At 40.8% G+C, this 22,477-nt stretch carries 17 protein-coding genes; 9 read left to right on the forward strand and 8 right to left on the reverse strand.

What is annotated here, in order from left to right; genetic code table 11:
* Positions 1 to 313 precede the first annotated feature (313 nt).
* Entirely contained in the window at positions 314 to 907 is a 594-nt protein-coding gene (locus ACXAFE_RS19880) for a hypothetical protein (protein WP_475156983.1), read from the forward strand.
* Positions 908 to 1,210: 303 nt separating this feature from the next.
* Here ACXAFE_RS19880 and fghA read toward each other — a convergent pair whose 3' ends face one another.
* Together fghA and ACXAFE_RS19890 are read right to left on the reverse strand one after the other, a co-directional pair.
* Complete coding sequence (fghA, locus tag ACXAFE_RS19885; protein WP_475156985.1) at positions 1,211 to 2,050, reverse strand: S-formylglutathione hydrolase; 840 nt, start codon at positions 2,048 to 2,050, stop codon at positions 1,211 to 1,213.
* Positions 2,051 to 2,116: 66 nt separating this feature from the next.
* On the reverse strand, positions 2,117 to 3,265 hold the full coding sequence (locus tag ACXAFE_RS19890; protein ID WP_475156988.1) for an S-(hydroxymethyl)glutathione dehydrogenase/class III alcohol dehydrogenase: 1,149 nt from the start codon (positions 3,263 to 3,265) through the stop codon (positions 2,117 to 2,119).
* Between the two features lie 176 nt (positions 3,266 to 3,441).
* Between ACXAFE_RS19890 and ACXAFE_RS19895 the strand changes: the two genes are divergently transcribed.
* Positions 3,442 to 4,317: a LysR family transcriptional regulator gene (locus tag ACXAFE_RS19895; RefSeq protein ID WP_475156993.1), complete on the forward strand. Its 876-nt coding sequence runs from the start codon at positions 3,442 to 3,444 to the stop codon at positions 4,315 to 4,317.
* Positions 4,318 to 4,371: 54 nt separating this feature from the next.
* Here ACXAFE_RS19895 and ACXAFE_RS19900 read toward each other — a convergent pair whose 3' ends face one another.
* Entirely contained in the window at positions 4,372 to 4,821 is a 450-nt protein-coding gene (locus tag ACXAFE_RS19900) for an RDD family protein (RefSeq protein ID WP_054981386.1), read from the reverse strand.
* Positions 4,822 to 5,279: 458 nt separating this feature from the next.
* Here ACXAFE_RS19900 and ACXAFE_RS19905 point away from each other — a divergent pair, with 458 nt between their 5' ends.
* On the forward strand, positions 5,280 to 7,361 hold the full coding sequence (locus tag ACXAFE_RS19905) for a S8 family serine peptidase (RefSeq protein ID WP_475156998.1): 2,082 nt from the start codon (positions 5,280 to 5,282) through the stop codon (positions 7,359 to 7,361).
* 141 nt (positions 7,362 to 7,502) lie between these two features.
* On the opposite strand, the gene ACXAFE_RS19910 is transcribed toward ACXAFE_RS19905, so the two are convergent.
* A complete protein-coding gene (locus ACXAFE_RS19910) occupies positions 7,503 to 9,509 on the reverse strand; it encodes a winged helix-turn-helix domain-containing protein (RefSeq protein ID WP_475157003.1) in 2,007 nt (668 codons plus the stop codon).
* Positions 9,510 to 9,626: 117 nt separating this feature from the next.
* On the opposite strand from ACXAFE_RS19910, the gene ACXAFE_RS19915 reads away from it, so the two are divergent.
* Positions 9,627 to 10,508 (forward strand): CE1 family esterase, encoded by an 882-nt coding sequence (locus ACXAFE_RS19915; protein WP_475157008.1) that lies wholly within the window; start codon positions 9,627 to 9,629, stop codon positions 10,506 to 10,508.
* Between the two features lies 1 nt (position 10,509).
* Positions 10,510 to 11,325, forward strand: a complete 816-nt coding sequence (locus ACXAFE_RS19920) for a hypothetical protein (RefSeq protein ID WP_475157011.1) — start codon at positions 10,510 to 10,512, stop codon at positions 11,323 to 11,325.
* Positions 11,326 to 11,398: 73 nt separating this feature from the next.
* Here the strand turns inward: ACXAFE_RS19920 and ACXAFE_RS19925 are convergent, their stop codons facing one another.
* Both ACXAFE_RS19925 and ACXAFE_RS19930 read right to left on the reverse strand, forming a co-directional pair.
* The gene (locus ACXAFE_RS19925; protein WP_475157017.1) at positions 11,399 to 14,458 is read right to left on the reverse strand and encodes an efflux RND transporter permease subunit; all 3,060 of its coding nucleotides are present in this window, start codon (positions 14,456 to 14,458) and stop codon (positions 11,399 to 11,401) included.
* 11 nt (positions 14,459 to 14,469) lie between these two features.
* Positions 14,470 to 15,570: an efflux RND transporter periplasmic adaptor subunit gene (locus ACXAFE_RS19930; RefSeq protein WP_475157022.1), complete on the reverse strand. Its 1,101-nt coding sequence runs from the start codon at positions 15,568 to 15,570 to the stop codon at positions 14,470 to 14,472.
* Positions 15,571 to 15,703: 133 nt separating this feature from the next.
* Here ACXAFE_RS19930 and ACXAFE_RS19935 point away from each other — a divergent pair, with 133 nt between their 5' ends.
* Positions 15,704 to 16,327 (forward strand): TetR/AcrR family transcriptional regulator, encoded by a 624-nt coding sequence (locus tag ACXAFE_RS19935; protein WP_475157025.1) that lies wholly within the window; start codon positions 15,704 to 15,706, stop codon positions 16,325 to 16,327.
* A 19-nt stretch (positions 16,328 to 16,346) separates the two neighbouring features.
* On the opposite strand, the gene ACXAFE_RS19940 is transcribed toward ACXAFE_RS19935, so the two are convergent.
* Entirely contained in the window at positions 16,347 to 17,783 is a 1,437-nt protein-coding gene (locus tag ACXAFE_RS19940; protein ID WP_475157027.1) for a serine hydrolase, read from the reverse strand.
* A 134-nt stretch (positions 17,784 to 17,917) separates the two neighbouring features.
* Here ACXAFE_RS19940 and ACXAFE_RS19945 point away from each other — a divergent pair, with 134 nt between their 5' ends.
* Positions 17,918 to 19,450, forward strand: a complete 1,533-nt coding sequence (locus ACXAFE_RS19945; protein WP_475157031.1) for a winged helix-turn-helix domain-containing protein — start codon at positions 17,918 to 17,920, stop codon at positions 19,448 to 19,450.
* Between the two features lie 366 nt (positions 19,451 to 19,816).
* On the forward strand, positions 19,817 to 20,251 hold the full coding sequence (locus tag ACXAFE_RS19950; RefSeq protein WP_475157033.1) for a hypothetical protein: 435 nt from the start codon (positions 19,817 to 19,819) through the stop codon (positions 20,249 to 20,251).
* Between the two features lie 158 nt (positions 20,252 to 20,409).
* On the opposite strand, the gene norR is transcribed toward ACXAFE_RS19950, so the two are convergent.
* Positions 20,410 to 21,996: a nitric oxide reductase transcriptional regulator NorR gene (gene norR / locus ACXAFE_RS19955; protein WP_475157035.1), complete on the reverse strand. Its 1,587-nt coding sequence runs from the start codon at positions 21,994 to 21,996 to the stop codon at positions 20,410 to 20,412.
* A 131-nt stretch (positions 21,997 to 22,127) separates the two neighbouring features.
* Here norR and ACXAFE_RS19960 point away from each other — a divergent pair, with 131 nt between their 5' ends.
* On the forward strand, positions 22,128 to 22,475 hold the full coding sequence (locus ACXAFE_RS19960; RefSeq protein ID WP_475157038.1) for a hypothetical protein: 348 nt from the start codon (positions 22,128 to 22,130) through the stop codon (positions 22,473 to 22,475).
* Positions 22,476 to 22,477: the final 2 nt, after the last annotated feature.

Below are 22,477 nucleotides of genomic sequence, written 5' to 3' on the forward strand. Positions count from 1 at the left end.
CACTATAATTTTAAATCTACTTATTTCCTCTGACTTGAGCATATACAGATTCGGTTTTCGAACGATTGATGCTCAACCACCGTGCTCAATATTTGCTGATCCATTTTGTTAAACGTCATTAGCAAGTGATACAATAACGCTACTTTCATTTCTCTTAACGCAATAAAGTAGTTGTTTATATTATGATAGATACGGTTAGTCCGGCCCTGTTAGTGGTATTTATTCTGGCGTTTTTCAGTTGGTATATTGCGTTTGTATTGTTTACCACTCGCGTAAAATACAGCAAAAGTCAAAAATCTAAAGAGCTGTAGCTGTGTACGAATCATTTGTTGATTGGTATTGGTCTATATTCGGTGTTGGCGAGAATAATGTTGCGTTTGGCAGCAAAATTGCGGCCCTGTATTCTTGGCTAATGTTACTTGCTGCGGGCTTAACCTATTTAAAATACCTTAAACAGCAAGTGCCTAAATTTGTGTGTTTTGCATTTGCTATTGTTGCATTGTCATATTCATCAACCGACTTGTTAATGGCCGGTGTAAATGACTTTTACCGATATTTTGATGAAGGCGATAGTTTTCGTGCCATTGCGGTAAGCTATACGCTACTCGATAGTTTAACCGCCATTTTAGTGATGTTAGTGGTGCAGCGCATGTGCAAACAAGCCAATCCTTTCTTGGATGCTGTTGATATTATGGTGATGATACTGCTCTATAATGGCGCAGCTCATTTCTTAGTAAATGGGTATTACATGGTAGTTGAACAAGGCAGTGTCGATTGGATTGCCATGCTGTATTCGGCAACCATTATTATTACTGATGGTATATTAGTGCTAGTGATGTTTTTCCCATCGCTGGGCTGTTGGCTTAAAAATATCTCACTGCGTACGCAATTAAAAAGTGCAAGCTAGCTTGCACTTTTTAGGGTCTGTTGACCTTTCAAGTTCGTTTTTGCAGCAGTTTGATTGGGTTTTATACAAGGCAGAGGCTGCGTTGCATAGTTATTCTATGTGAGCCAGCCGATAACACAGTAGAAAAGCCAATCAAGCGCTGCCGAATGGTTCTTTTGAGCGCACTTTTCTCATTGTTGCTCGATATTCGCTTAGATTACTAGGCCACACATCTAGCGCCGCGATAAAAGCACGCTCAAAAAGAACAAAAATAGAACAGCAAAGACCAACAGACCCTAGTCATTACGTTTTAAACGAAAATATCTACGCCTTTAGATATTTGCTGTGAAACGCAATATGTTCGTCAATAAAGCTTTGAATAAAAAAGTAACTGTGATCGTATCCTGCTTGCATACGAAGTTCTATTTCACTGTTGCTTTGCTTCGCAGCAGCAATTAGGTTTTCAGGCTTTAGTTGCTCTTGCAAAAAGTTATCAGCATCACCTTGATCAACCAGTATAGGTAATCTTGATTGAGCACTTGCCAATAGCTCAGATGCGTCGTACTCGCGCCAAGACTCTTTATTCGAGCCTAAATATTGTGTAAACGCTTTTTGTCCCCAAGGGCAATTCATTGGGTTTGTAATGGGACTAAATGCAGAGATAGAGCGGTACTGTTCTTGGTTTTTAAGGCCAATAATTAATGCGCCATGTCCACCCATGCTGTGGCCTGAAATCGATTTTGTTTGAGTCACCGGAAAGTGCTGTTCCACTAACGCGGGTAGCTCTTTTACAATATAGTCATACATATTGTAATGACTTGCCCACGGCGTTTGTGTCGCATTGAGATAAAACCCAGCGCCTTTACCTAAATCGTAGCCTTCATCGTCGGCAACATCGTCACCTCGGGGGCTGGTGTCGGGAGCAACAATTGCAATGCCAAGTTCAGCAGCTTTTTTAAATGCGCCCGCTTTTTGCATAAAGTTTTCATCTGTACAAGTTAAACCAGATAACCAATAAAGAACGGGAACGGGGCTTTCTGCTGATGCATTTGGCGGTAAAAATAGGGCAAATCGCATGTCGCAATTTAAGCTGATAGATTTGTGGCTGTATTGTTTATGCCAACCGCCACACACTTTGGCTTTACTTATCACTTCTAATGACATGTTGTTTCCTTTTAAAAGCGCCTAACATTTGTCAGGCGCTTTAACTAAAATTGCGGTGAGTTTAAGTTACTTATCCATATGCACTACAGAGCGAATGCTTTGGCCTTTGTGCATTAGCTCAAACGCTTCGTTAATATCATTAAGTGACATGGTATGCGTAATAAACTCTTGTAGGCCAAAGTCACCAGCAAGGTACTGCTCAACAATGCCAGGTAATTCTGAACGACCTTTCACGCCACCAAATGCAGAGCCACGCCATACGCGACCTGTAACAAGTTGGAATGGACGCGTAGAAATTTCTTGTCCTGCACCGGCAACACCAATAATCACCGATTCACCCCAACCTTTGTGACAGCATTCAAGTGCTTGGCGCATTACCTTTACATTGCCGATACACTCAAAAGAGTAATCAACACCGCCGTCAGTCATTTCAATAATTACTTCTTGAATTGGCTTATCAAAGTTTTGTGGGTTGATCACATCGGTAGCACCAAGTTGTTTTGCTAAATCAAATTTTGACTCATTGATATCGATACCAATAATGCGACTTGCACCGGCCATGCGAGCGCCAATAATTGCTGATAAACCAATACCGCCTAGGCCAAAAATCGCCACGGTATCGCCTTTTTCAACTTTCGCAGTATTAAGCACTGCACCCATACCGGTCGTTACACCGCAGCCTAGTAAACACACTTCTTCTAGTGGCGCTTCTTTGTTTACTTTTGCTAGAGAAATTTCTGGCAGTACTGTGAACTCAGAGAAAGTTGAGCAACCCATGTAGTGGTAAATTGGCTCGCCATTAAGTGAAAAACGAGTCGTACCGTCTGGCATTAAGCCTTTACCTTGTGTTTCACGTACTGCTTGGCAGAGGTTTGTTTTACCCGATTTACAGAACTTACATTCGCCACATTCAGCGGTGTAAAGGGGGATTACATGATCGCCTACCGCAACACTTGTTACGCCTTCGCCAACCATTTCAACAATACCACCACCTTCATGGCCTAAAATTGATGGGAAGATCCCTTCAGGATCATCACCTGAAAGTGTAAATGCATCGGTGTGGCAAACACCCGTTGCAATGATGCGAATAAGTACTTCACCTTTTTTTGGCAATTGTACATCCACTTCTTCCATTTTTAATGGTTCGCCTGCTGCCCAAGCTACCGCAGCTTTTGATTTTATTGATGTTTGGCCTGGTTTAAGATCTAACGCCATAATGTGTTTCCCATATGTGATTTGACGAACTAGCTGAAGCTATTAAGGCTAGTTCATTTGCTACTTTGTTGGTAACTAGTTTATTTATTTCTTATTAAAAGATAATCACCCTAAATTGAAATTTATTATTTCATATATGTAATAATGTGATCAGAATAGCGATGAGATGAAAAAGAATGGATTGGACTGGGGTAAGTGAATTTGTTGCGGTGGCAGAAACACAAAGTTTTACCGCGGCAGCAGATAAATTAGGCAGCTCTGTAGTTAATGTGAGCCGCAAAGTCAAAGCACTAGAGCAACGCTTAGGCGTTAAACTATTGCAGCGCACAACGCGTAAGGTGTCGCTCACCGAAATGGGGCAGCAATATTATTATGACTGTAAACCGCTGGTGGAAGGCTTAGCACTGGCAGAGCTTAATGTGAGTAATATTCAGCACGGTATTAGTGGGCAAATTCGCGTCACCGCCCCGGTTACCTTTGGCGAGCGCTATATTGCGCCGCTGGTGAACGAATTTTTAGCGTTGCATGGGCAAGTTGAAGTCGACTTAGTGTTAACCAACCAAAAACTCGATTTAATCGATAGCAGTATTGATGTTGCTATTCGTTTAGGTCACCTAAACGATTCAAACCTTATTGCAAAAAAGCTCGCAACACGACAAATGTTTGTTTGTGCAAGCCCTGATTATATTGCAACCCATGGCGAGCCACATACTTTATCTGAGCTTGCTATGCATCAATGCTTGGTTGGCAGTAATCAATATTGGCGGTTTTTACAGCAAGGAAAGGGGCGTAATATTCGTGTAAACGGGCGATTAAAGTGTAACTCAGGAGTGAGTTTATTAGATGCAGCAATAAGTGGGCTAGGGCTTGCCCAACTGCCTGATTATTACGTTGGCGACGCATTATCGCGGGGCGATTTGGTTGAAGTATTACCGAATTATCGTGATAAAGAAGAAGGGATTTGGGCGCTTTATGGTCATAATCGGGCGCTGCCTTCTAAGCTCGATTTATTTATTCGCTTTTTACAGCAGCATATAAAAAAGCCCGCTTAACGCGGGCCAAGATTAGGAAGTCTTTTTATATTTAACTTTATTTAAATCATTCTACTAGGCGTGTTTTACAACCACAGTACCGGCAAGTAAGTCATGCCATGCTCGGTTCTTCTCATCAATGGCTGCCCAAATAAAGCCTAAACCAAGCGGTAACGCTGAAACATAGTAACCAACGTAACGAATAATGCTTTGCACTACGGTTGGTTTCGCGCCCGTTTCGGCATCAACTACTTTGCTGTCTACTGCCATTTTGCCTGGGGTTGCTGCTTTATATACCCAAAACATTACGGTAAGTATAAAAGGCAGTACTTCGTGATTCATAAACTCTTTAAAGTCGAAGAAGTTTAGTGGCGTCCATGGCAAATAATCATCGAAGAAGGTAAAAGCGAATGCGGCAATTACCAGTGAAAAAAGTAATCCATCTAAAATAAGTGCGGCAAAGCGTCTAAAAAAACCGGCGTATTCAATACGGGGTTGAACTGTTTGATAATCTGAATATGTCATGGCGACCTCTGTATGCTTCCTGTTGATGGGTTCATACTAGTCGGTCAGTTATTTTGTATTGCTGAAAAATGAATAACGGCGAATTTAAATTGCGAACGGCAAAATGCGTGTTTTGATCAATCGTTGACAATCTAAGCTGGACGTTCACTTAATTATTAATAGATTATTTTTGTACCTAAAAAGTGTTTAAAAGATGATTTTGCTATATCCAAAGTAACAATAAATTTACATTTTTATTGGGTAGAGTTTTTGCTCTTTGTTTCAAACCCTTAAATAGGTACAAATAAACCCTATCTCACCTTGTAAAGCCAGTTTTACGTGCCAGATTTTGCATTTATTTTCATTTGTTTACATTAATAATTAAAGTTGACAGCGCTGTCTTTTTTCTGCTTTTTTGAGTGTTGTAAATGGTTTGTTAACTATTTGCGTGACTTCACAACAACAAAAAGGCAAACGTTATGAAAGCAAAATTTAATAAAACAACACAGGCTTTATTACTTTGCAGTACCTTCGCAGGCACAGCACTTGCGGCGGATAAAGTATCTCTTGATACAGATAGTTCAGAGCGATTTATCGTAACTCTTAAATCTGATGCATTGAAAATGGGTTTACCGGTCACAGCAGATGCACAGCAACAACAGGCTTTTAAGCTCAATAAACTGCATTCGTTAGCAAGCAGTGTTACGTCTCAGGCAATTCATGTATTACCTAGCACTAATTCGGTAGCACTTAAATTAACTCAAGCTGAGCGAGCGCAATTATTGAGTCGCAGTGATGTGCAATCGGTTGAGGTTGATCCAAAACGCTATTTACTTGCAGAAAGCACACCTTATGGTATTGGTATGGTGCAGGCTAATCAGTTAAGTGACAACCTCACAGGTAATCGCAAAGTGTGTATTATGGATACCGGTTATCAATTGGGTCATCCAGACTTACCATCAAACGGCATCACAGGTAATGATGGTTATGGCAGTAATGATACCGGTAACTGGTATAACGATGGCAACGGCCATGGTACGCATGTTGCGGGTACTATTGCTGCAATTGGCGGAAATGGCCAAGGCGTCGTTGGGGTGAACCCTTCTAATCAGTTAGGCCTTCATATTGTTAAAGTGTTTAACGACCAAGGGCGTTGGGCTTACGGTTCTGATTTAATTCGTGCGATTGAGCAATGTCAGCAAGCGGGCGCTAATGTGACCAGTATGAGTTTAGGTGGTTCGGGTCAATCAAGTGCTGAGCGCCAAGCTTTTGCAAACAGTTATGCGCAAGGTATGCTGCATATTGCAGCAGCGGGTAACGACGGCAACAGTTCGATGAGTTATCCTGCATCGTACGATGCAGTGGTATCGGTTGCTGCGGTGAATAGCGGTGAAAGTAAAGCATCGTTCTCACAATATAACAGCCAAGTAGAAATTGCTGCGCCAGGTGTGAGTGTTAATTCAACATGGATCAACAGTGGCTACAAAAGCATTAGCGGTACATCAATGGCAACGCCACATGTATCAGGTGTGGCAGCATTAGTATGGAGCCATTTTCCAAACTGTTCTAACCAGCAAATTCGCGACGCGTTAAATACAACGGCAAAAGACAAAGGTGCTGCAGGACGTGATACCTCTTACGGCTATGGTATTGTGCAAGCCAAAGCAGCGTATGATTATTTAGCAAGTAGCAGTTGTGGAGGCGGTACAGGCGATGCAAAGCCTGTTGCCAATTTTGCGGTACAAGTCTCTGGTAACACTGCACAATTTAGTGACAGCTCAACAGATGACAAAGGCATAACCAGTTACGCATGGGAGTTTGGTGACGGCGCGACTAGCAGTAGCCAAAATCCTAGCCATACCTATAATACGTTTGGCGATTACACCGTAAGCCTCACGGTTACCGATACTAAAGGCCAAACTAACCGCAAATCAAGCATCGTCACAATCAGTGATGGTTCAAGCAGTGGATGTAACGGACTAGCAAATTGGTCGGCATCAAAAGCCTATAAAGTCGGTGATAAAGTGGCTTATCGAAGTAATCAATATGAAGCAACTTGGTGGTCAACAGGGGCGCAGCCAGATGTGTATACTAATGTTTGGAAAAACACAGGTAAATGCAGTGGCGATGGCAACGTAAATCAAGCACCTGTTTCAAACTTTACGTTTAGTACAGCTGGATTAACGGTAGCGTTTAACCAAACCGCTACAGACGATAAAGGCGTTGTAAGTTACGCATGGAATTTTGGCGATGGTACAACTAGTAACGCTACTAACCCGAGTCATAGTTATGCGCAAGCGGGCAGTTATACCGTAAGTTTAACTGTTGCTGATAATGAAGGATTAAGTCACTCAAAAAGCCAATCAGTAGTTGTAAGCAGTGATACTGGTGCAGGTTGTAACGGTGTGGTTGCATGGAGTGCCGGCACAGTGTTTCTAACTGGAGAACAAGCATCTTACAATGGCCGTTTGTACTCAGCTAAATGGTGGACCCAAGGTGCAAACCCAGAGCAAAACTCAGGCCCTTGGGATGTATGGCAAGATGAAGGTGCATGTAACTAAGCAATGCTCATTTTTAACCTAAACCCATATTTAACCTAAACTTGGGGTAAGAAGTTAACTAACGCTTTACGATCCCGAGGTGAGGTTAATCATACTAAACCCATTCTCAAATGGTGTAAGGCAACCATCTGGTTGCCTTTTTTAGTGCACGCTCTCACTGATATCAATCTGCCAAATTTGGCTGATTTGGTTATCCAGCAATGCACAAAAAAACTGCTGATTGACGTTAGACTGACGACATAAGTTACGACCATATTTTGCTAATGAGCTGATGTCAGTCGTTTGTTTTGAGGCTAAATTTAGCCGTTTGTAACCAAGATTAGTGCGATAGATAATACTGTTGTTCACATACTGCCAATCGCGCCACTGTAATAGTGCGAAATCTTTAACTAACACCCTTTCCTCATTTGTAATAAGAGCGCGAGCGAATAAGCCATCTTGACTAAATTTACTGTAATAAAGAGTATTTTCAGCAAAGTAGAAACTATAGCCGCCATTAAAGGTAATTTGTTTAGCTTGGCTTGATGCCGAATCGAGTTGCCAAATATTCCATTCTTGATTTTGCTCAGCACTTACAAACAGTTGGTTCTCGGCATTAAAACCAACAAAGTGAATAGTATTAAATGTGTGATTTATCTTTTGCCACTGTGATTTTGTCATATCGTAGCGATAAATTTGATCGTTAATATTGGCAACAAGCGCAGTTGCGTCAAATGACCATGCGATATTACCGACATACTCAATGGTATTGTCAAAACTAAGTGTTTTGCTAGTGTGTTTGTCAGCCAGCTTAATGCTCAATTTACCGTTGAGTGATTCAACATAAACCAGTTGGTCGTTAATAGGAGATGGTGCAAATTGTAAAATGCTGGCTTGGCGTTTAGTAATGGCTTGAGGCGCTTGATTATCGGTAATGTGATAAAGGTTTGAGATTACGGCGTAGTGCTCGGCAAAAAGCGCGTCTTTACTTGCAAAAATTCGGTTAAAGGTATCAGAGTAGTCTAGCTGGGTTAGTGTGTTTTGCTCGCGATTAAACTGATACAGCCCATCTTTTGCAGAAATAAGCAAAATATCATTAATCCAGCTTAATGATTGCACGTGATCAATTAAGGGTACTTCAAAGGGTGGCTTAGAGTCATTTAGCGTTTTAATCACTAAGCTATCGGGTTTATTTGCATGGTAATTTATATAAGCAAGCTGATTATTGCTGATAGCAAATATGCGGTGCCCCAAACTGTTTCCACTATTGTCGGGAAAGCTCAATTGTTGCTGGCGAGCGGTTCGAGTATTAAACGCCATTAATTTATAAGGTGCCGAGGAACTTTCTCGATAGGCATAAACTAAACGATTATTGCTATCGAGCGCCATATTGGTCACAACACTGGTACCACATGAAAGTAACTGAGTAAGTTGCTGCGTAACTAAATTAAATTCAACAATCTTGCATTGTCGTTCAGTTAAATTAGTAAGCCTTGCCAAATACAGAAAATCGCTATTTGCGATTACATCGGTGTAATAGAAATTATCGCTTAAAAGCGGGGTTAAGCTGCCGTTTTGCTCAAGCTTCACAACCTTACTGATTGCAGCGTTATTGTTTTTATGCAGGGCGTAAAGTGTTTGTGAACTCTCGTCAAAATAGGGGTTAAACGTCATGCCTAATTGCTCTGTAAGCACGAGGCGATTTGTTAATTTGAGCTGGTGATTAGTTTTACTCAAAAAAGTAATCATCGACAAAATGATAAGCACGATCATCGCAATTAAGCCAATTAGCCACTTATTTTTACGTGTCGCCGGGTGCTGCTTAACTTCATTGTCAGGCGAAGTTGAAGTTAATGCAATTGGTGTGACCGCAAAGCGATATCCCACTTTGCTTACCGTTACAATATAAATAGGTTTTGTTGGTTCGGGCTCAATTAATTTTCTGAGCTGACTAATTGCGCGATTTACAGCCGCATCACTCACCACTCGACCTTGCCAAACATGTTCAATTAGTTCGTCGCGCGATAAGGCTCGTTGGTTATTACGGCAGAAAAAAATCAGTAACTCAAATAACTTCGGCTCGCATTCAGTCACCGTTCCATTGATGGTTAGGGTATTTGTTTGCGTATTAACTTGAATAGCATCGAAGCTAAATGAACCTTCTATCATTATGATTTTAATAGTTATTATAATTTCATCATCAAATTATCATAACTTAATTAAGCAACAATAACAGCTTTTACATAATTTTAAGGCGGTCTTTGAACTTCAGATTGAGATAAGATAATGAGAAAAATTACAAAAATCGCAGTGCTAGCAAGTTGCTTAATTTCGGGTTGTGGTGGCAGTAGTAAAACAGCAAATCCAGTTAACGATAATAACTCAAACGGACAGAGCTTATGTGCTGCACAAGCTATTCCTGATGGTGCTGAATGTATTGGTGTAGATGGCCGACAAAATTTGGTCTTTGGCGATACGAGCAAAGAGTACAAAGGGCTAATTCTTACTTTGCATGGCGCACCAGGTTATATGGCTAAAGTAGCCGGTATTTTTGACGCAAACATGCTTGAAGAAAAAGGGTACTTAGTAATTAGTCCAAATGGCAATGGCAGCGCATGGCAGTGGGATAGCAACACCGATGTTAACATCAGTGATGATAGCAATTACATTGCCAATTTAATTGATTATGCCCATGCAAATTACACAATTGAAGGCGATAAAGCACGCATCTTCGGTTACTCTGCGGGTGGTTTTATGGCCTATACCTTAGCGTGTCACATTCCTGAAAAGTTAGTTGGTATTGTTGCATTGGCGGGGCAATATCGTGGTGATTTTGCTGCATGCTCAACCACCACAGCTGTAGCAATTCATCATCTACATAGCCCAACAGATATGGAAGTGCCGGTTAATGGCCGTGCCAGTGGCAACATTAAAAGTGTAGAGGACACGATTAATCACTGGCTTAGTATTAACGGTTGTGCTGTGCAATTTGAACAAATAACTCACCCTGCGGTCACCACTGACAGCAGTGGTACCGTTACCAATAATTGGCAACAGTGTGCGACATCTGTAGCATCCTCTAAGTTGTTTTCCGTGCCTCATGAATCAGATTATTTATCAGATGCGCTTTTTGATATTTACCAATCGAGTATGGCATTGGAGAACTAATATGCGTGTGATACTTGGATTAATTTTGTCATGTGCATTGGTTGCATGCTCAGATTCACCAAAATCATTTGATGACATTAGTAAAACAATTGATGATATAAACTGGCAACTTAAACCTAAATACAACGGCGAAGTGCCCAATAATCAAGCTGCTAATTCGTACCGTATTGCAATAACGGGCAATAGCCATGTTTCAGGACTAGGCGCTGAGATCAATAAAGTGATTACACAGTTAACACCCCAAAAGCAGACAGTATCTGAGACTATTGGCAGTGGCTTTTTAGATAACAGTATTCAAAGCAGCAGTGCAACTCACGCGCTTGTAAGCGGCAATTGGACGCACATTATTTTGCAAGGGCAAAAATACTCGCAATCACGTAAGACAACGTATTCAACTACGGCGGCAGAAAAATGGATAGCCAACGCAAAGGAGCTTAATGTTATGCCAATATTATTTCCCGAGCACCCGCAGCGTGGCGACACAACAGAAGCCCAATATGTTTATGCTCTGCATTCAGATATTGTTGCCAAGCAAGCGAGTTGTCTTGCTCCGGTAGGCCTTGTTTGGGATAGTGTTTTGCAATTAATGCCTAATCTTAGGCTTCATGCTAGCGATGGTAATCACGCTGCGCCATTGGGTAAATACTTAACAGCACTAGTGTTTGCTGAGGTGATCACCGGACAACGAGTCGACTCAGTGATTTTAACGCCTGTTAATGGTGTGCGCGCTGACGAGCAACTCCTCATGGCTCAGGTAGTATCAGAAGTAATTTATCAGCTTCCTCCGTGTCCTTTTTCTCAATCCTCGCAGAATTAGCGTGCGCGCTAATATCTCTAGTAGCAAAGCACAAGGTTTGCGCTAAGCAAACTCTTGTGCTTTTTTATATGTCTTAGTCCTGCTTTTTAACGCGGTAGAACCCAGCATAAAGCGCAGGTACCACGCCCAAGGTTAAAACAGTGCCTACGCCTAAACCAAAGGCAATCACACAGGCCATGCCGTAAAATAGCGGATCTTTACCAATAATAAGTGGTAGTAGTCCCATCATGGTAGTGATGGTGGTCATCGCAATTGGGCGAAGTCGCGTTAAGCATGCATCAATAATGGCTTGATACTCGCTTTTACCTTCAGCTTGTTCAATTGCAATGCGGTCGATTAATACAATGGCGTTATTGATAATAATGCCCGCAAGGCTGTAAAGGCCAAGTGTTACCATAAAGCCAAAGGGCGCTTGCATTAACAGTAAACCAATCACCGCACCAATAAATGAAAGCGGAATAGTAAGCGAAATCACCATGGCCTTTCTAAATGAATTAAACTGCGCCACCAATAAAATAATAATAAAGCCAAGCACCATCGGCATATTGGCGCTAAGCGCTTTTTGCCCCGCCTTTGACTCTTTAATTACACCGTCGTATTCAATGGTGTGATTAACTGGTAAGTCATGCTTAAGCAGTTGAATTTGCTCATCAACAAGTGCTTTAAAATCTTCCGCAGAAAGCTTGGTGTTGCGTGCTTCAATGCTAATGGTGCGGAACATATCTTCATGATGAATAATTGAAAACTGGTTCACAGGCTCAAAGTCAGCAACTTGAAATAACGGTACGGCACGGCCAGATTTTTCTGAATACACATTTAAGGTACGCAGTCTATCAAGGCTATTTCGCTCGTTTTCACCAGCGCGCAACACAATAGGGATGATCTCGTCTTGATCACGAAAGTTAGTAATTACACCGCCACTAAAGTAGCTATCAAGCGCTTGCGCAATTTCACTTGACGTTAGGCCTGCGCGTTTTGCTCGGTGCTGGTCAATTTTAACCGAGATTTTGGTGATCAGGTTCTCCCAATCGGTGCGCACATTAAGCGAGTTTGGCGCGGCATGTAATACCGCCATAATCTCTTGCGCTTTTTGATAAATAACCTCTTTATCAGGGCCTTTTACCTGCACTTTTAAAATAGACGAATCCGACGGCCCTAAAAACATTTTACGCACGCGCGCAGAAATATTTGGAAAACGTGCTTCAATTTGCGTATCAAGCTCTAATACCCGCGAAGCAATATCGGTTTCTGGTGTTACATTCAGTACAATAAAGCCTTTGTTTTCTACAGGGTCTTCTGGGTTTAGCGAAAGCACAAAACGTGGGCCGCTAAAGCCAACATAACCCGAAAAGCTTTCAATATAGTCAAACTGTTCTTTGTTATTGAGCCATGCGAAGATTTCTTGCATTTGACGGTTAGTTTCCCGTGATGACGTGCCACGTGGCAAATCAATATTAACCAATACTTGAGTGCGATCTGAATTTGGGAAGAACTGCTTAGCGACAAATTTCATAGATGCGCCAGCGCCAATAAACAAAACAAACATCGCGGCCATAAACACCGCTTTATGTTTCAGCACCCAATGTAAAAGTTGCTCATATTTTCCATAGTAACTGGCCAATTTGCCAAACTCATTGCTATCACTAGTGGTTGTTTTGGGTACTTTAATAAAGTAGTAACTTAAAATGGGTGTAACGGTCAGTGCTAATACCCAACTGCTTAGCAAGGTAATTAAAATCACCAATGAGATTGAGCGGGTGTACTCGCCTGCCACATGCTCTGCTAGCATCAGCGGTAAAAAGAATAAAATGGTGGTGGCTGATGAGCTTAGTAACGGAATTGCCAACTCTTTACACCCCTGCACCATGGCATTGTAGCGGTCGATACCTTGCTCCAAACGGCGTTTAAAATCTTCGGCAATAACAATACCGTTATCAACTAATAAACCAAGTGAAATAATCAGCGTTGCTAAGCTCATGCGCTCAAGTTTAATACCGCTGTATTGCATAATAGCAAGTGTAACGAGCATCACCAGCGGTACAATGGCACCTACAATTAATCCGGTGCGCAGCCCTAAAAACAAAATGACTACCACAAGTACAATAGCGAGTGTTTGCAGCACATTAATTGATACGCCTTTCACGGTTTTTTCAACTTGATCGGCCTGATAAGTTGCAATGTCGAGTTGATAGCCAATTGGTAATGTCTGTTCAATTTCAGCTATTTTGGCTTTAAAGCGCGGCGCAAACTCTAAAATATTGTACTCTGGCAACATCGCATTAGCGAAGAAAATAGCCGGTTTTCCATTAAAATAAGCCAATTTATCCGGTGGGTCGATATAGCCTTTTTTAATCGTCACGATGTCTTTTAAAGCGATAAAATCTTCAGTGCCCGGAATGATAATATAGGTATTTTCAATATCAGGAATGCTGTTAAAGTTACCGCTTGGCTCAATAATAAAGCTGCGGCTACCAGTATCAACACGGCCACCTGACTGCACAATATTTTGGTTTTTAAGTTCGTTGATGAGCGCTAAAGGCGAAATCCCTAACTGTGCTAATTTGGCATTGGACGCTTCAAGGTAAATACGCTCGGCTTTGGCGCCTAAAATTTCAATTTTTTTAGTGCCTTCAACACCATAAAGGGTATCGCGAATATGCTGTGCAATATCGTACATTTCGGCCATATCAAAGCCATCGGCGGTTAGTGCTAGGGTGATCACCGACACATCACCAAACTCATCATTTACATACGATGGTAACGTACCTTGTGGAAGTTTTCCTTGGACATTATTCACCTTGTTGCGTAAGTCTTGCCAGATATTGTCGAGGTTAAAATAACGGTCGTAAATTTTTACGTGAATAGTCGAAAGCCCTGTAGATGACGACGACTTAATTTCTTTTACTTCCGGAATTTTGCGGATTTCTTCCTCTAATTTTCGTGTGATCAGCTGTTCAACCCGATCCGGTGCCATACCTGGAAACTGCGTGCTAACAATGGCTTCACGAATGGTAATGGTCGGATCTTCCTGAGCAGGCAGAGTAAAATACGCAAAAATGCCGTTTAGCATTAATAGCGCCACCACAAGTAATACGGGTTTTTTATAATTAAACGCCAAAGCGGTAATATTCATATTCCCGCTCCTTAATTAAAGCGCTGCACGGCGTTATCAAGTAACGACACTTTTTGCCCATCGCGTAAAAAGGCGATGCCTGCCGTGGCGATAATTTCGTTGTCGTTTAAACCTTTAGAAATAATCACTTCATTGTTGATAACGTTTTCGGTTTGTACAAAGCGTTTTTCCAATAGCTGAGTTTCAGGGTTAAACACAAACACATAGGCTTTTTGTTTCACATCAGCACCAAGGGCACTTACCGGAATACGAATACTGGGGCCAGTGTAACCAGTACGCCCCATGCCTTGATAAACAAATTCAACCTCGGCGGTCATGCCAGCGCGTAGCACGGAATTTTCTTCATCTAAAATCACGGTGACGGGGAACGCATTGGCTGATTCAGCGCGGGTACCTTTTTCAGAAATATGCCCTTTCATTTCAAGCTGTGGCATAACCGGGTAGGTTACTTTCAGTGTCATATCGCTGTTTAAGTCATGAATAATGCTTTCAGGCACCATTACATTTACTTCAAAGCCGTGCTGACCTTCAATTTCAAACACCGATTGCCCTGCTCCAACTTGTTGAGAAGGCTCGATTAAACGTTTAGTAATAACGCCATCGTAGGGGGCAAGTAGTTCGCTGTCCTGAACATTTTTACGGGCAATATTAAGCTGGGCATTCGCTACATCCACGGCACTTTTGGCTGATTCAAATGCTGATTTTGAATTATCAAAACCTGATTTTGATACTAAGCCTTGCTCGCTGAGTGTTTTGTAACGCTCATATTCATTTTGCGCTTCTTGAAGTGTCGCTTCGGCTTGCTTCACCTGCGCTGATGCAGATTCAAAACTTAACTGAAACGTGAGTTGATTTAGCTTAGCAAGGGGCTGACCTTTACTCACTGTATCGCCTAATTTTACAAACACCTTTTCAACTTTACCGTTTACTTCAAAACTTAAATTAGCATTTTCAACGGGTGCAACAATGCCCGAAAGTGTACGCACTTGTTCAAAATTTGAGGTTTTTACCGCTGTCCATGCGATTGGGCGGATAGGTGATTCAGTGTGTTCGATTTCTTTTGAACAGCCAACAAGCGTGATAATACACGCAACAACGTAAAGTAAACGCATAACGGTTCCTGTAAAATGTGATAATTTTATAAGCACAAATTGAGTAAATTAATTTGGTACTATGCAGTACCAAATATTTTGGTACCATGTAGTACCAAAGTCAACCATGTTTTTACAAATAATAGGTACAATCTTGAGTTTAGAACAAATTTTAAGTGCAAAACCGTTATCAGAGCGCGGTAAAAAAATCCTCGCGGTAGCACAAACGCTATTTTTAGAACATGGTTACGATAATACTTCGCTTGAAATGATCATTAGCGAATCGGGCGGTTCTCGTCGTAATATTTACAGCGAGTTTGGCAACAAAGAAAAACTGCTGCTTGCAGTTATTCGTGAAAAAGCTGAAGTACAAGTGGGCACTTTACTTAATATCGATTACGACTTGCCGCCGCAACAAGCATTAAGCCGCGTGTGCTATGGTTTTGCGCAAGGCTTTTTATCAGAAACCATGCTTAAGTTATTCCGCTTAGTCACCAACATAGTGCCTAAATTACCGGAAGTGGGCGAGTTGATTTATCACTATGGCCCGCTCAGAGGCAGCATTCCGCTGGCGAAATACTTAACCCATTTACACCAGCAAAACATGCTCGATGTCGACGACGCCGAATTTGCCGCAAAGCTACTCATCGAAATGATCAAAGGGCGCTTACACATTAAAGCGATATTGCTGCCAAACGAGGTTATTAGCGAGCAAGAAGTGCAAGAGCATGTTGATAAAGCCGTCGCCCGCTTTTTAAAAGCGTATGCCACGGCTTGAAAGGGTTAACAGGTTTTCATTAAAGCTTGTTTTTAATTTCGTTGATTTTGGTCGCATATTTGCTTTTAGATGACGCCAGTTGTTGTGCCTTGGTAAATTGTATAATTGCATTTTCGTATTGAGATATTGCAATGTACGCATCTGCTAAGCTGTCATATACGTTTTCAGATTGAGGATGAGCCTCAACATTAAGTTTAAAAAAGGCGATCGCTGCATCAAACTCATTAACTTCTAGTAATTCGTAGCCAAACTGATTTAAACGTCGTTCATTTAGGCCGTTATTTTGGCTGACTTGTTGTTGGTACCATGTAACAGCGTACTCTAGACCATCTTCTTTTAAACGTTTATATAAAGCTTGGTTTTTTCTCAGTTGCGCAGGGTTTATTGGCTTACCATACAATATATTTATAATATTGTCCGTAATAGCAGTCATCGGCGCCCCCCCAGTGTTGTTCAAAAGTACAATTAATACATTATCTTCGGGAATTCGAGTAATATGAGAGTTAAACCCTTGTATGCCTCCTCCGTGATAAAGCTGAGTTAATGGTTCGCCGTATTGAGCTGAATCGAGCTGTGACACAAGCCATCCAGCTGCATAGTTGTAATGGGGAGAAACTGTGTACATCACCTTTGTGAGTTTTGGAGAGAGCAGGGTATTGTTTGCAAGTGCACGATCCCAAAGTAGTAAATCATCTACTGTGGAATATATGCTACCGGCTGAATAAGGAATGGACATATCGATAAATGGTGCGGGTTTTACACCAGCGAGTGTGCGCTCGTAGCCATTAACGCGATGTGTGATAAAACGATTTTGTCCGTTAAAGCCGCTATTTAACATGCCTATAGGTTTAAAAATCTGCTCAATAAGCACTTGTTCAAAGGTTTTTTTGGTTACCCGCTCAATGATGTGTCCTAGGATTGTGTAACCGGCATTACTGTATTTAAATTGTGCACCGGGTTCAAAAAGTAAATCTTCACTGCAAAGTGTTTGAATAAACTCTATTACTGAATAAGGGTTACGCGCTTCAATTTGCTTAAACTCTTGCAAATGAAAAAAATTTCCCAAGCCAGATGTATGTGTAAGTAGTTGGTGAATAGTGATTTTTTTACCGGTGTCTGCACGATATTCAGGTATGTGATCTATTATTTTATCACTTAAATTTATTTTTCGTTGCTCAACTAACTGTAGTACTAACATTGCTGTAAATTGTTTTGTGACTGATGCAATTCGAAATTTTCCTGTTACTTGATGATCAATACCCCATTCAAAATTTGCTTTTCCGTAACCTTTTTTTAATATCGGTTGTCCATTTTTTGCAACTAGCACGACACCATTAAATTGGTCGAGTTGGTTATATTGAGTTATCAGTGAGTCAATTTTTTTTGGGATATTTTTTGATGACGCATAACTACTGCACGAGAAAAAAATAAGACTAATTAAATAGATTAAACGCATTGTACTTCCTTAATAAAATAGAGTTTCAAAACGTAAGGCAAGCATTAAATAAACTTAAGTGACTTAACGTGACAAATGGTGACAACCATAAAAAATATAAATAAAATAAAGGATTAGGAGTTTTAGGAAAAAACATGGCTTGTTATAAACTAGGTGATGACTTAATGCTAGACGTCACGAAGCGGAGCTTGACGAAGTCTGGAGTTGAGGTCGATTTATCGGAGTTATCTTACCGACTTTTAAAATGCTTAGTTGAACATGCACCACACTTAGTTTCGCATCAAGAGTTACTTGAGCAAGTTTGGCAAGGTAAAGTTGTATCGGATGACACCATTAAAAAACGCGTATCTCGTTTACGCGAAGTAATTCAAAAAGCTGAGCAGAAAAATAGTATTGTTGCCGAAAGAGGATTGGGTTATCGCTTTACTCTTGAAATCACGCCATTGGCACCGCCAATCCACACCTTATCTTCAGGCTTTAATTACCCAAAACATGTTGTTTTTGCTCTAATAGCGAGTTTGATATTTGCTGTTGTTTTAATAAGCAACACAGTTGTTAGCAAGCGTGATATTAATAGTGTTACTGATACGCCACCAGTTCTAACTGAAGTGAGCCAATATTTAAGTTTACGTGACGAACAAGACATTAATCGTGGTATTTTTCGACTGGAACAACTACTTGAACAATTCTCAAATACCCCAGCTGTTTTGTGTGCGTTAAGTGATCTGTATTTGGTTAAATATCAACTGTATGAACCAAGCGACAAAACACTTCAATATGCACTAAATTATGCAAAAGCAGCGGCTAAATATAACCCAACTGAAGCGTGGGCGTATGTTACCTTGGCTAACGCAAAGATTTTAAGCGGGCAAATTACAGTTGCACTTGAACAAATTGATAAAGCGAAAAAGTTAGCGCCCAATTGGGTGGATGTATATGTAACACAGGCGAAAGCATATCGCCTTCGAGGTGAAATATCTCATGCATGGAATAGCATTCAAATTGCTTATAGTAAGCAACCAGATAACCCGTATGTACGGCTAGAGCGCGCAAATGTATTAATTACAAAAAATATGTTTAGCTGGGCTGAAAAGAACATTACTGAATTATTGGTGGAATTGAATAGTGACCCATTTGTGAGAATCGCGAAAACTGAGTTGCTGCTTGCATCAAAACACTATTTAGCGGCATTAGATTGGCAAACGCAGCTGCACTCTGAATTTCCAGAGTCATTTCAAGTTACTTTTCTAAATGCAATCACTAATGATTTAAATGGAAAACCTGATTTAGCAGATAGAGATTTTAAGTACTTGGCTAACAGAGCCACGATCTTTTCATCAATATCCCAATTGTTTTTAGCATTACGTGGGCATTCCAATAATACGTTGCTCAATAATAAAATGAATGAGTTATCGATTTCGTATTTGGAGAATGCCCTTTACCCGCTCACTCTTGGTGAAAGCGAACAGTTTTTAGTTCAGTTAGAAGCGGCAATTGAGCATAATTTTGCTACCGAATATTTCTTGCAGATGCCAAGAGTTCAAACGGCGGTTTTAAATGGACCAAATGAAACGTTGAATACTCATGCAACGTTTAGTCAAATTAAGGAGAGCCTGTATATTATGAATCAGCAAAAACGTATAAAACGAGTGCCAATTAAATCGTGAGTATTATGTGAATGAAGGAATTAAACATAAACCCGACTACGAACAGAAAATATCATGTTGATAAAGCCGTCGCCCGCTTTTTTAAAGCGTATAAAACGGAATAAATAGTTACATATGTTAGATAATTGAATCGGCTTGATTTGTTGCATAATAAGCTAGCAGAGCATTTAGTTATACTTGTGTTTTTAGCCGCCATTTAGCTTTTTATTTACCCTCTGGCATAATGGGTTAAAGCAGATGTTGGCGCTAGATAGTCGTTGCAGAAAACGAGCTTTATCACCATTAATGAAACACTTATACTAAAGTGTATCTGACACCAATAATTACAAAGCAAATATATTTAAAGTTTAGATTTTAAGCGCAATTATGAAACAAAAAAAACGGATATTTTTATTACTAATACTGCAGCTTTTCTTATCGTGGTTATCACTAAGTAAAGATTTGACTTTTATCGATTATGAAAATTATCGATTTAACGAAAGAGCGACACTTGATAACGTTTTTGTATGTGCAATTTTAATGCCATTAATGATGATGGGGTGTTCAATCGTTAGTGGCGTTTTTGCTTTATGTTTTAATAAAAAAAATATATTCGACTTCGTTAGTAAATGCGCTTTTTTTGTAGTTTCAGCGGCCACTATTTCGGGGCTTTTATATCTTAGTTATAGGGTAATTATGTATGGCCCACAAAAAGAGGGCTTGATGATCATTTTATTTTTCCCAATAGTCGGCTCTATAGTATTTGCTGTGAGTATTGTTTTATCTTCAATATTCTTTTTTGTTAAAAAGAAACATACCTGAAATAACCTCAGGTACGTTTTTCATTTGGCTTACTTCAAATTGGCTGTGCGTAAACGTATTCTTTGATAATCTCACTTTGTGCAAAAATAATTAAGTCAGTTTTTGCATTGTGAATATGATTTTTTAGCTATCGACTTTGTTTAATCACAAACGTTAAATCAACTAATTTGTTTTGTTACACTAATGCCTAAGCGTTTTGCAAGGCGGGTTAAATTAGCGCGGTCGGTGTTAAGTTCTCGTGCGGCGGCTGACCAATTACCATTATGGTTAGACAAGGTATTTCGTATCATTTCACTTTGAAAACGCTCGGTGGCTTGTTTTAAACTTTCATCTGGTTTTAACAAAAATTGCTGCGTTTGAATTGGATTAGCCTTTACCTCATCGCTACTTGTGCCGTCAATTGCAAGTTCTCTGACTAATTCACCGCAATCAATCGGGTTAATTATTACAATAGGAGATTGGGTATTTACCGATGCTTTAAGTGCCGCGCGGCTTATTACATGTTCTAATTCACGCACATTGCCCGGCCAATGGTAGGCATTTAAATACGGTATAACCTCTTGTGATAGTTTAAGCTGTTGTAAACCAAGTTTGCGGCGAGATTGCTCCACAAAGTAACCTGCGAGCAAAGCAATATCACCATTTCGTGTTCGCAGGGGTGGAATACTCACTGGGTAAACACTCAAACGGTGAAATAAGTCTGCGCGAAACTGCCCACTTGCCACTTCCTCTTTTAAATCACGGTTGGTTGCTGCAATAACACGCACATTTACATGTTGAATGTCGTCTTGCCCAACAGGTTGAATTTCATTGGATTGTAAGGCGCGTAATAACTTACTTTGCGCTGCAAGCGGCAGTTCGCCCACTTCATCTAAAAACAGTGTGCCACCGTCGGCTAATACAAATTTACCGGCGCGATTTTTATCAGCACCGGTAAAGGCACCTTTTACATGACCAAATAATTCACTTTCAATCAAATTTTCAGGCAGTGCTGCGCAGTTAACATACACCAAAGGCTTATCGGCGCGGTTAGATTCAAGGTGCAAGCGCCGTGCAATTAGCTCTTTACCGACACCCGTTTCCCCTTGAATTAAGACACTAAATGGCGACGCGGCAACTAAACTCACTTCTTTTTTTAGCTTTAACATGGCTTGGCTGTCACCAATTAGTTCATTACCGTTACGGGCGATGGCTTCTTGGCTGAGCTCTGCCATTAATAAATGTGAGCGTGAATTACGCTGCTCTAACTCATCAAGTGTTAGGGCGATTTTTAAGGTGGCAGCAGCAATGGCAGCTAAGGCATCGAGCTTATCTTGGCCTAAGTCATCAAAGGCGTTTGGTTTTAAGGAATCAAAGGTCAAAATGCCAATTAAACGCTCAGCAAAATAAAGTGGTAACCCCATGCAGGCATGAATTGGTAAATCACCAGGATGATCGGCAACTAAGCCATCGTATGGGTCGGGTAGGGGGCTTGATGAGGCAAAGCGCACCGAACCCTTGGCCTCGCAGATTGCTGCAAAACGCGGGTGTTCGCTAATCACAAAACGCCTGCCGAGGGTGTCGGGTGTTAGCCCTTTAATCGCGAGTGGTTTTAACACTTCGCCACGCAGTGCAAGTAGCGCAATGGCTTCGCATTCAATCACCGATGCAAGGGTCTGTAATAATTGCTCAAATCTATCTTGATTGTCGAGGCTGGTCACTTGCGCTTTTGCAAATTCAACCAGTGTTTGAGAATTAATCGCCATAACGCTTTTCTTATATAAAACACAGTTGAGTCATTATGACTTATTTTTGGTGTGTGTCAAATTGACTCTTTTTGGGTGGGTTACAGCCCTGAATTTCAGGCAACCGCATGATAAATATATAGAAAGTCTTTTTGGCATTATTGCTGCTATATCAAGCTGAATTTACACAAAGTGAAGGCTTAATTATGCAGCAAGTTGTTAATGAGACTGCGTTTATCAATCATGAGCGTGCGCTAACGCTTACACAAAACAAGCAAAAAGACGTGTTTAGCTTAACTAAGCAAGTGGGTAATTGGTTAATGCTGGTGCCGGTTAGTTTGTTTATGAGTTGTTTGCTGATCAGTTACCCATTTGCTGAGTATTTTTCTATCGGTCAACAAATTGCTGCCCACATTGGCACCATGGTATTTCCCGCATTATTTAAAATTGGTTATGTGATCCGTTGTATTGGGCAACATGGCTTAGGCCTTCGCGTGTAGTT

The organism is Pseudoalteromonas sp. ABV4_021, from assembly GCF_056159365.1.

What these genes read in the sequence shown, in the direction of transcription:
- norR (WP_475157035.1), bottom strand. Translation starts at nt 21,996, where the DNA reads ATGGCGATTAATTCTCAAACACTGGTTGAATTTGCAAAAGCGCAAGTG.
- ACXAFE_RS19905 (WP_475156998.1), top strand. Translation starts at nt 5,280, where the DNA reads ATGAAAGCAAAATTTAATAAAACAACACAGGCTTTATTACTTTGCAGT.
- ACXAFE_RS19915 (WP_475157008.1), top strand. Translation starts at nt 9,627, where the DNA reads ATGAGAAAAATTACAAAAATCGCAGTGCTAGCAAGTTGCTTAATTTCG.
- ACXAFE_RS19930 (WP_475157022.1), bottom strand. Translation starts at nt 15,570, where the DNA reads ATGCGTTTACTTTACGTTGTTGCGTGTATTATCACGCTTGTTGGCTGT.
- ACXAFE_RS19920 (WP_475157011.1), top strand. Translation starts at nt 10,510, where the DNA reads ATGCGTGTGATACTTGGATTAATTTTGTCATGTGCATTGGTTGCATGC.
- ACXAFE_RS19940 (WP_475157027.1), bottom strand. Translation starts at nt 17,783, where the DNA reads ATGCGTTTAATCTATTTAATTAGTCTTATTTTTTTCTCGTGCAGTAGT.
- ACXAFE_RS19890 (WP_475156988.1), bottom strand. Translation starts at nt 3,265, where the DNA reads ATGGCGTTAGATCTTAAACCAGGCCAAACATCAATAAAATCAAAAGCT.
- ACXAFE_RS19950 (WP_475157033.1), top strand. Translation starts at nt 19,817, where the DNA reads ATGAAACAAAAAAAACGGATATTTTTATTACTAATACTGCAGCTTTTC.
- ACXAFE_RS19925 (WP_475157017.1), bottom strand. Translation starts at nt 14,458, where the DNA reads ATGAATATTACCGCTTTGGCGTTTAATTATAAAAAACCCGTATTACTT.
- ACXAFE_RS19900 (WP_054981386.1), bottom strand. Translation starts at nt 4,821, where the DNA reads ATGACATATTCAGATTATCAAACAGTTCAACCCCGTATTGAATACGCC.
- fghA (WP_475156985.1), bottom strand. Translation starts at nt 2,050, where the DNA reads ATGTCATTAGAAGTGATAAGTAAAGCCAAAGTGTGTGGCGGTTGGCAT.
- ACXAFE_RS19895 (WP_475156993.1), top strand. Translation starts at nt 3,442, where the DNA reads ATGGATTGGACTGGGGTAAGTGAATTTGTTGCGGTGGCAGAAACACAA.
- ACXAFE_RS19910 (WP_475157003.1), bottom strand. Translation starts at nt 9,509, where the DNA reads ATGATAGAAGGTTCATTTAGCTTCGATGCTATTCAAGTTAATACGCAA.
- ACXAFE_RS19945 (WP_475157031.1), top strand. Translation starts at nt 17,918, where the DNA reads ATGGCTTGTTATAAACTAGGTGATGACTTAATGCTAGACGTCACGAAG.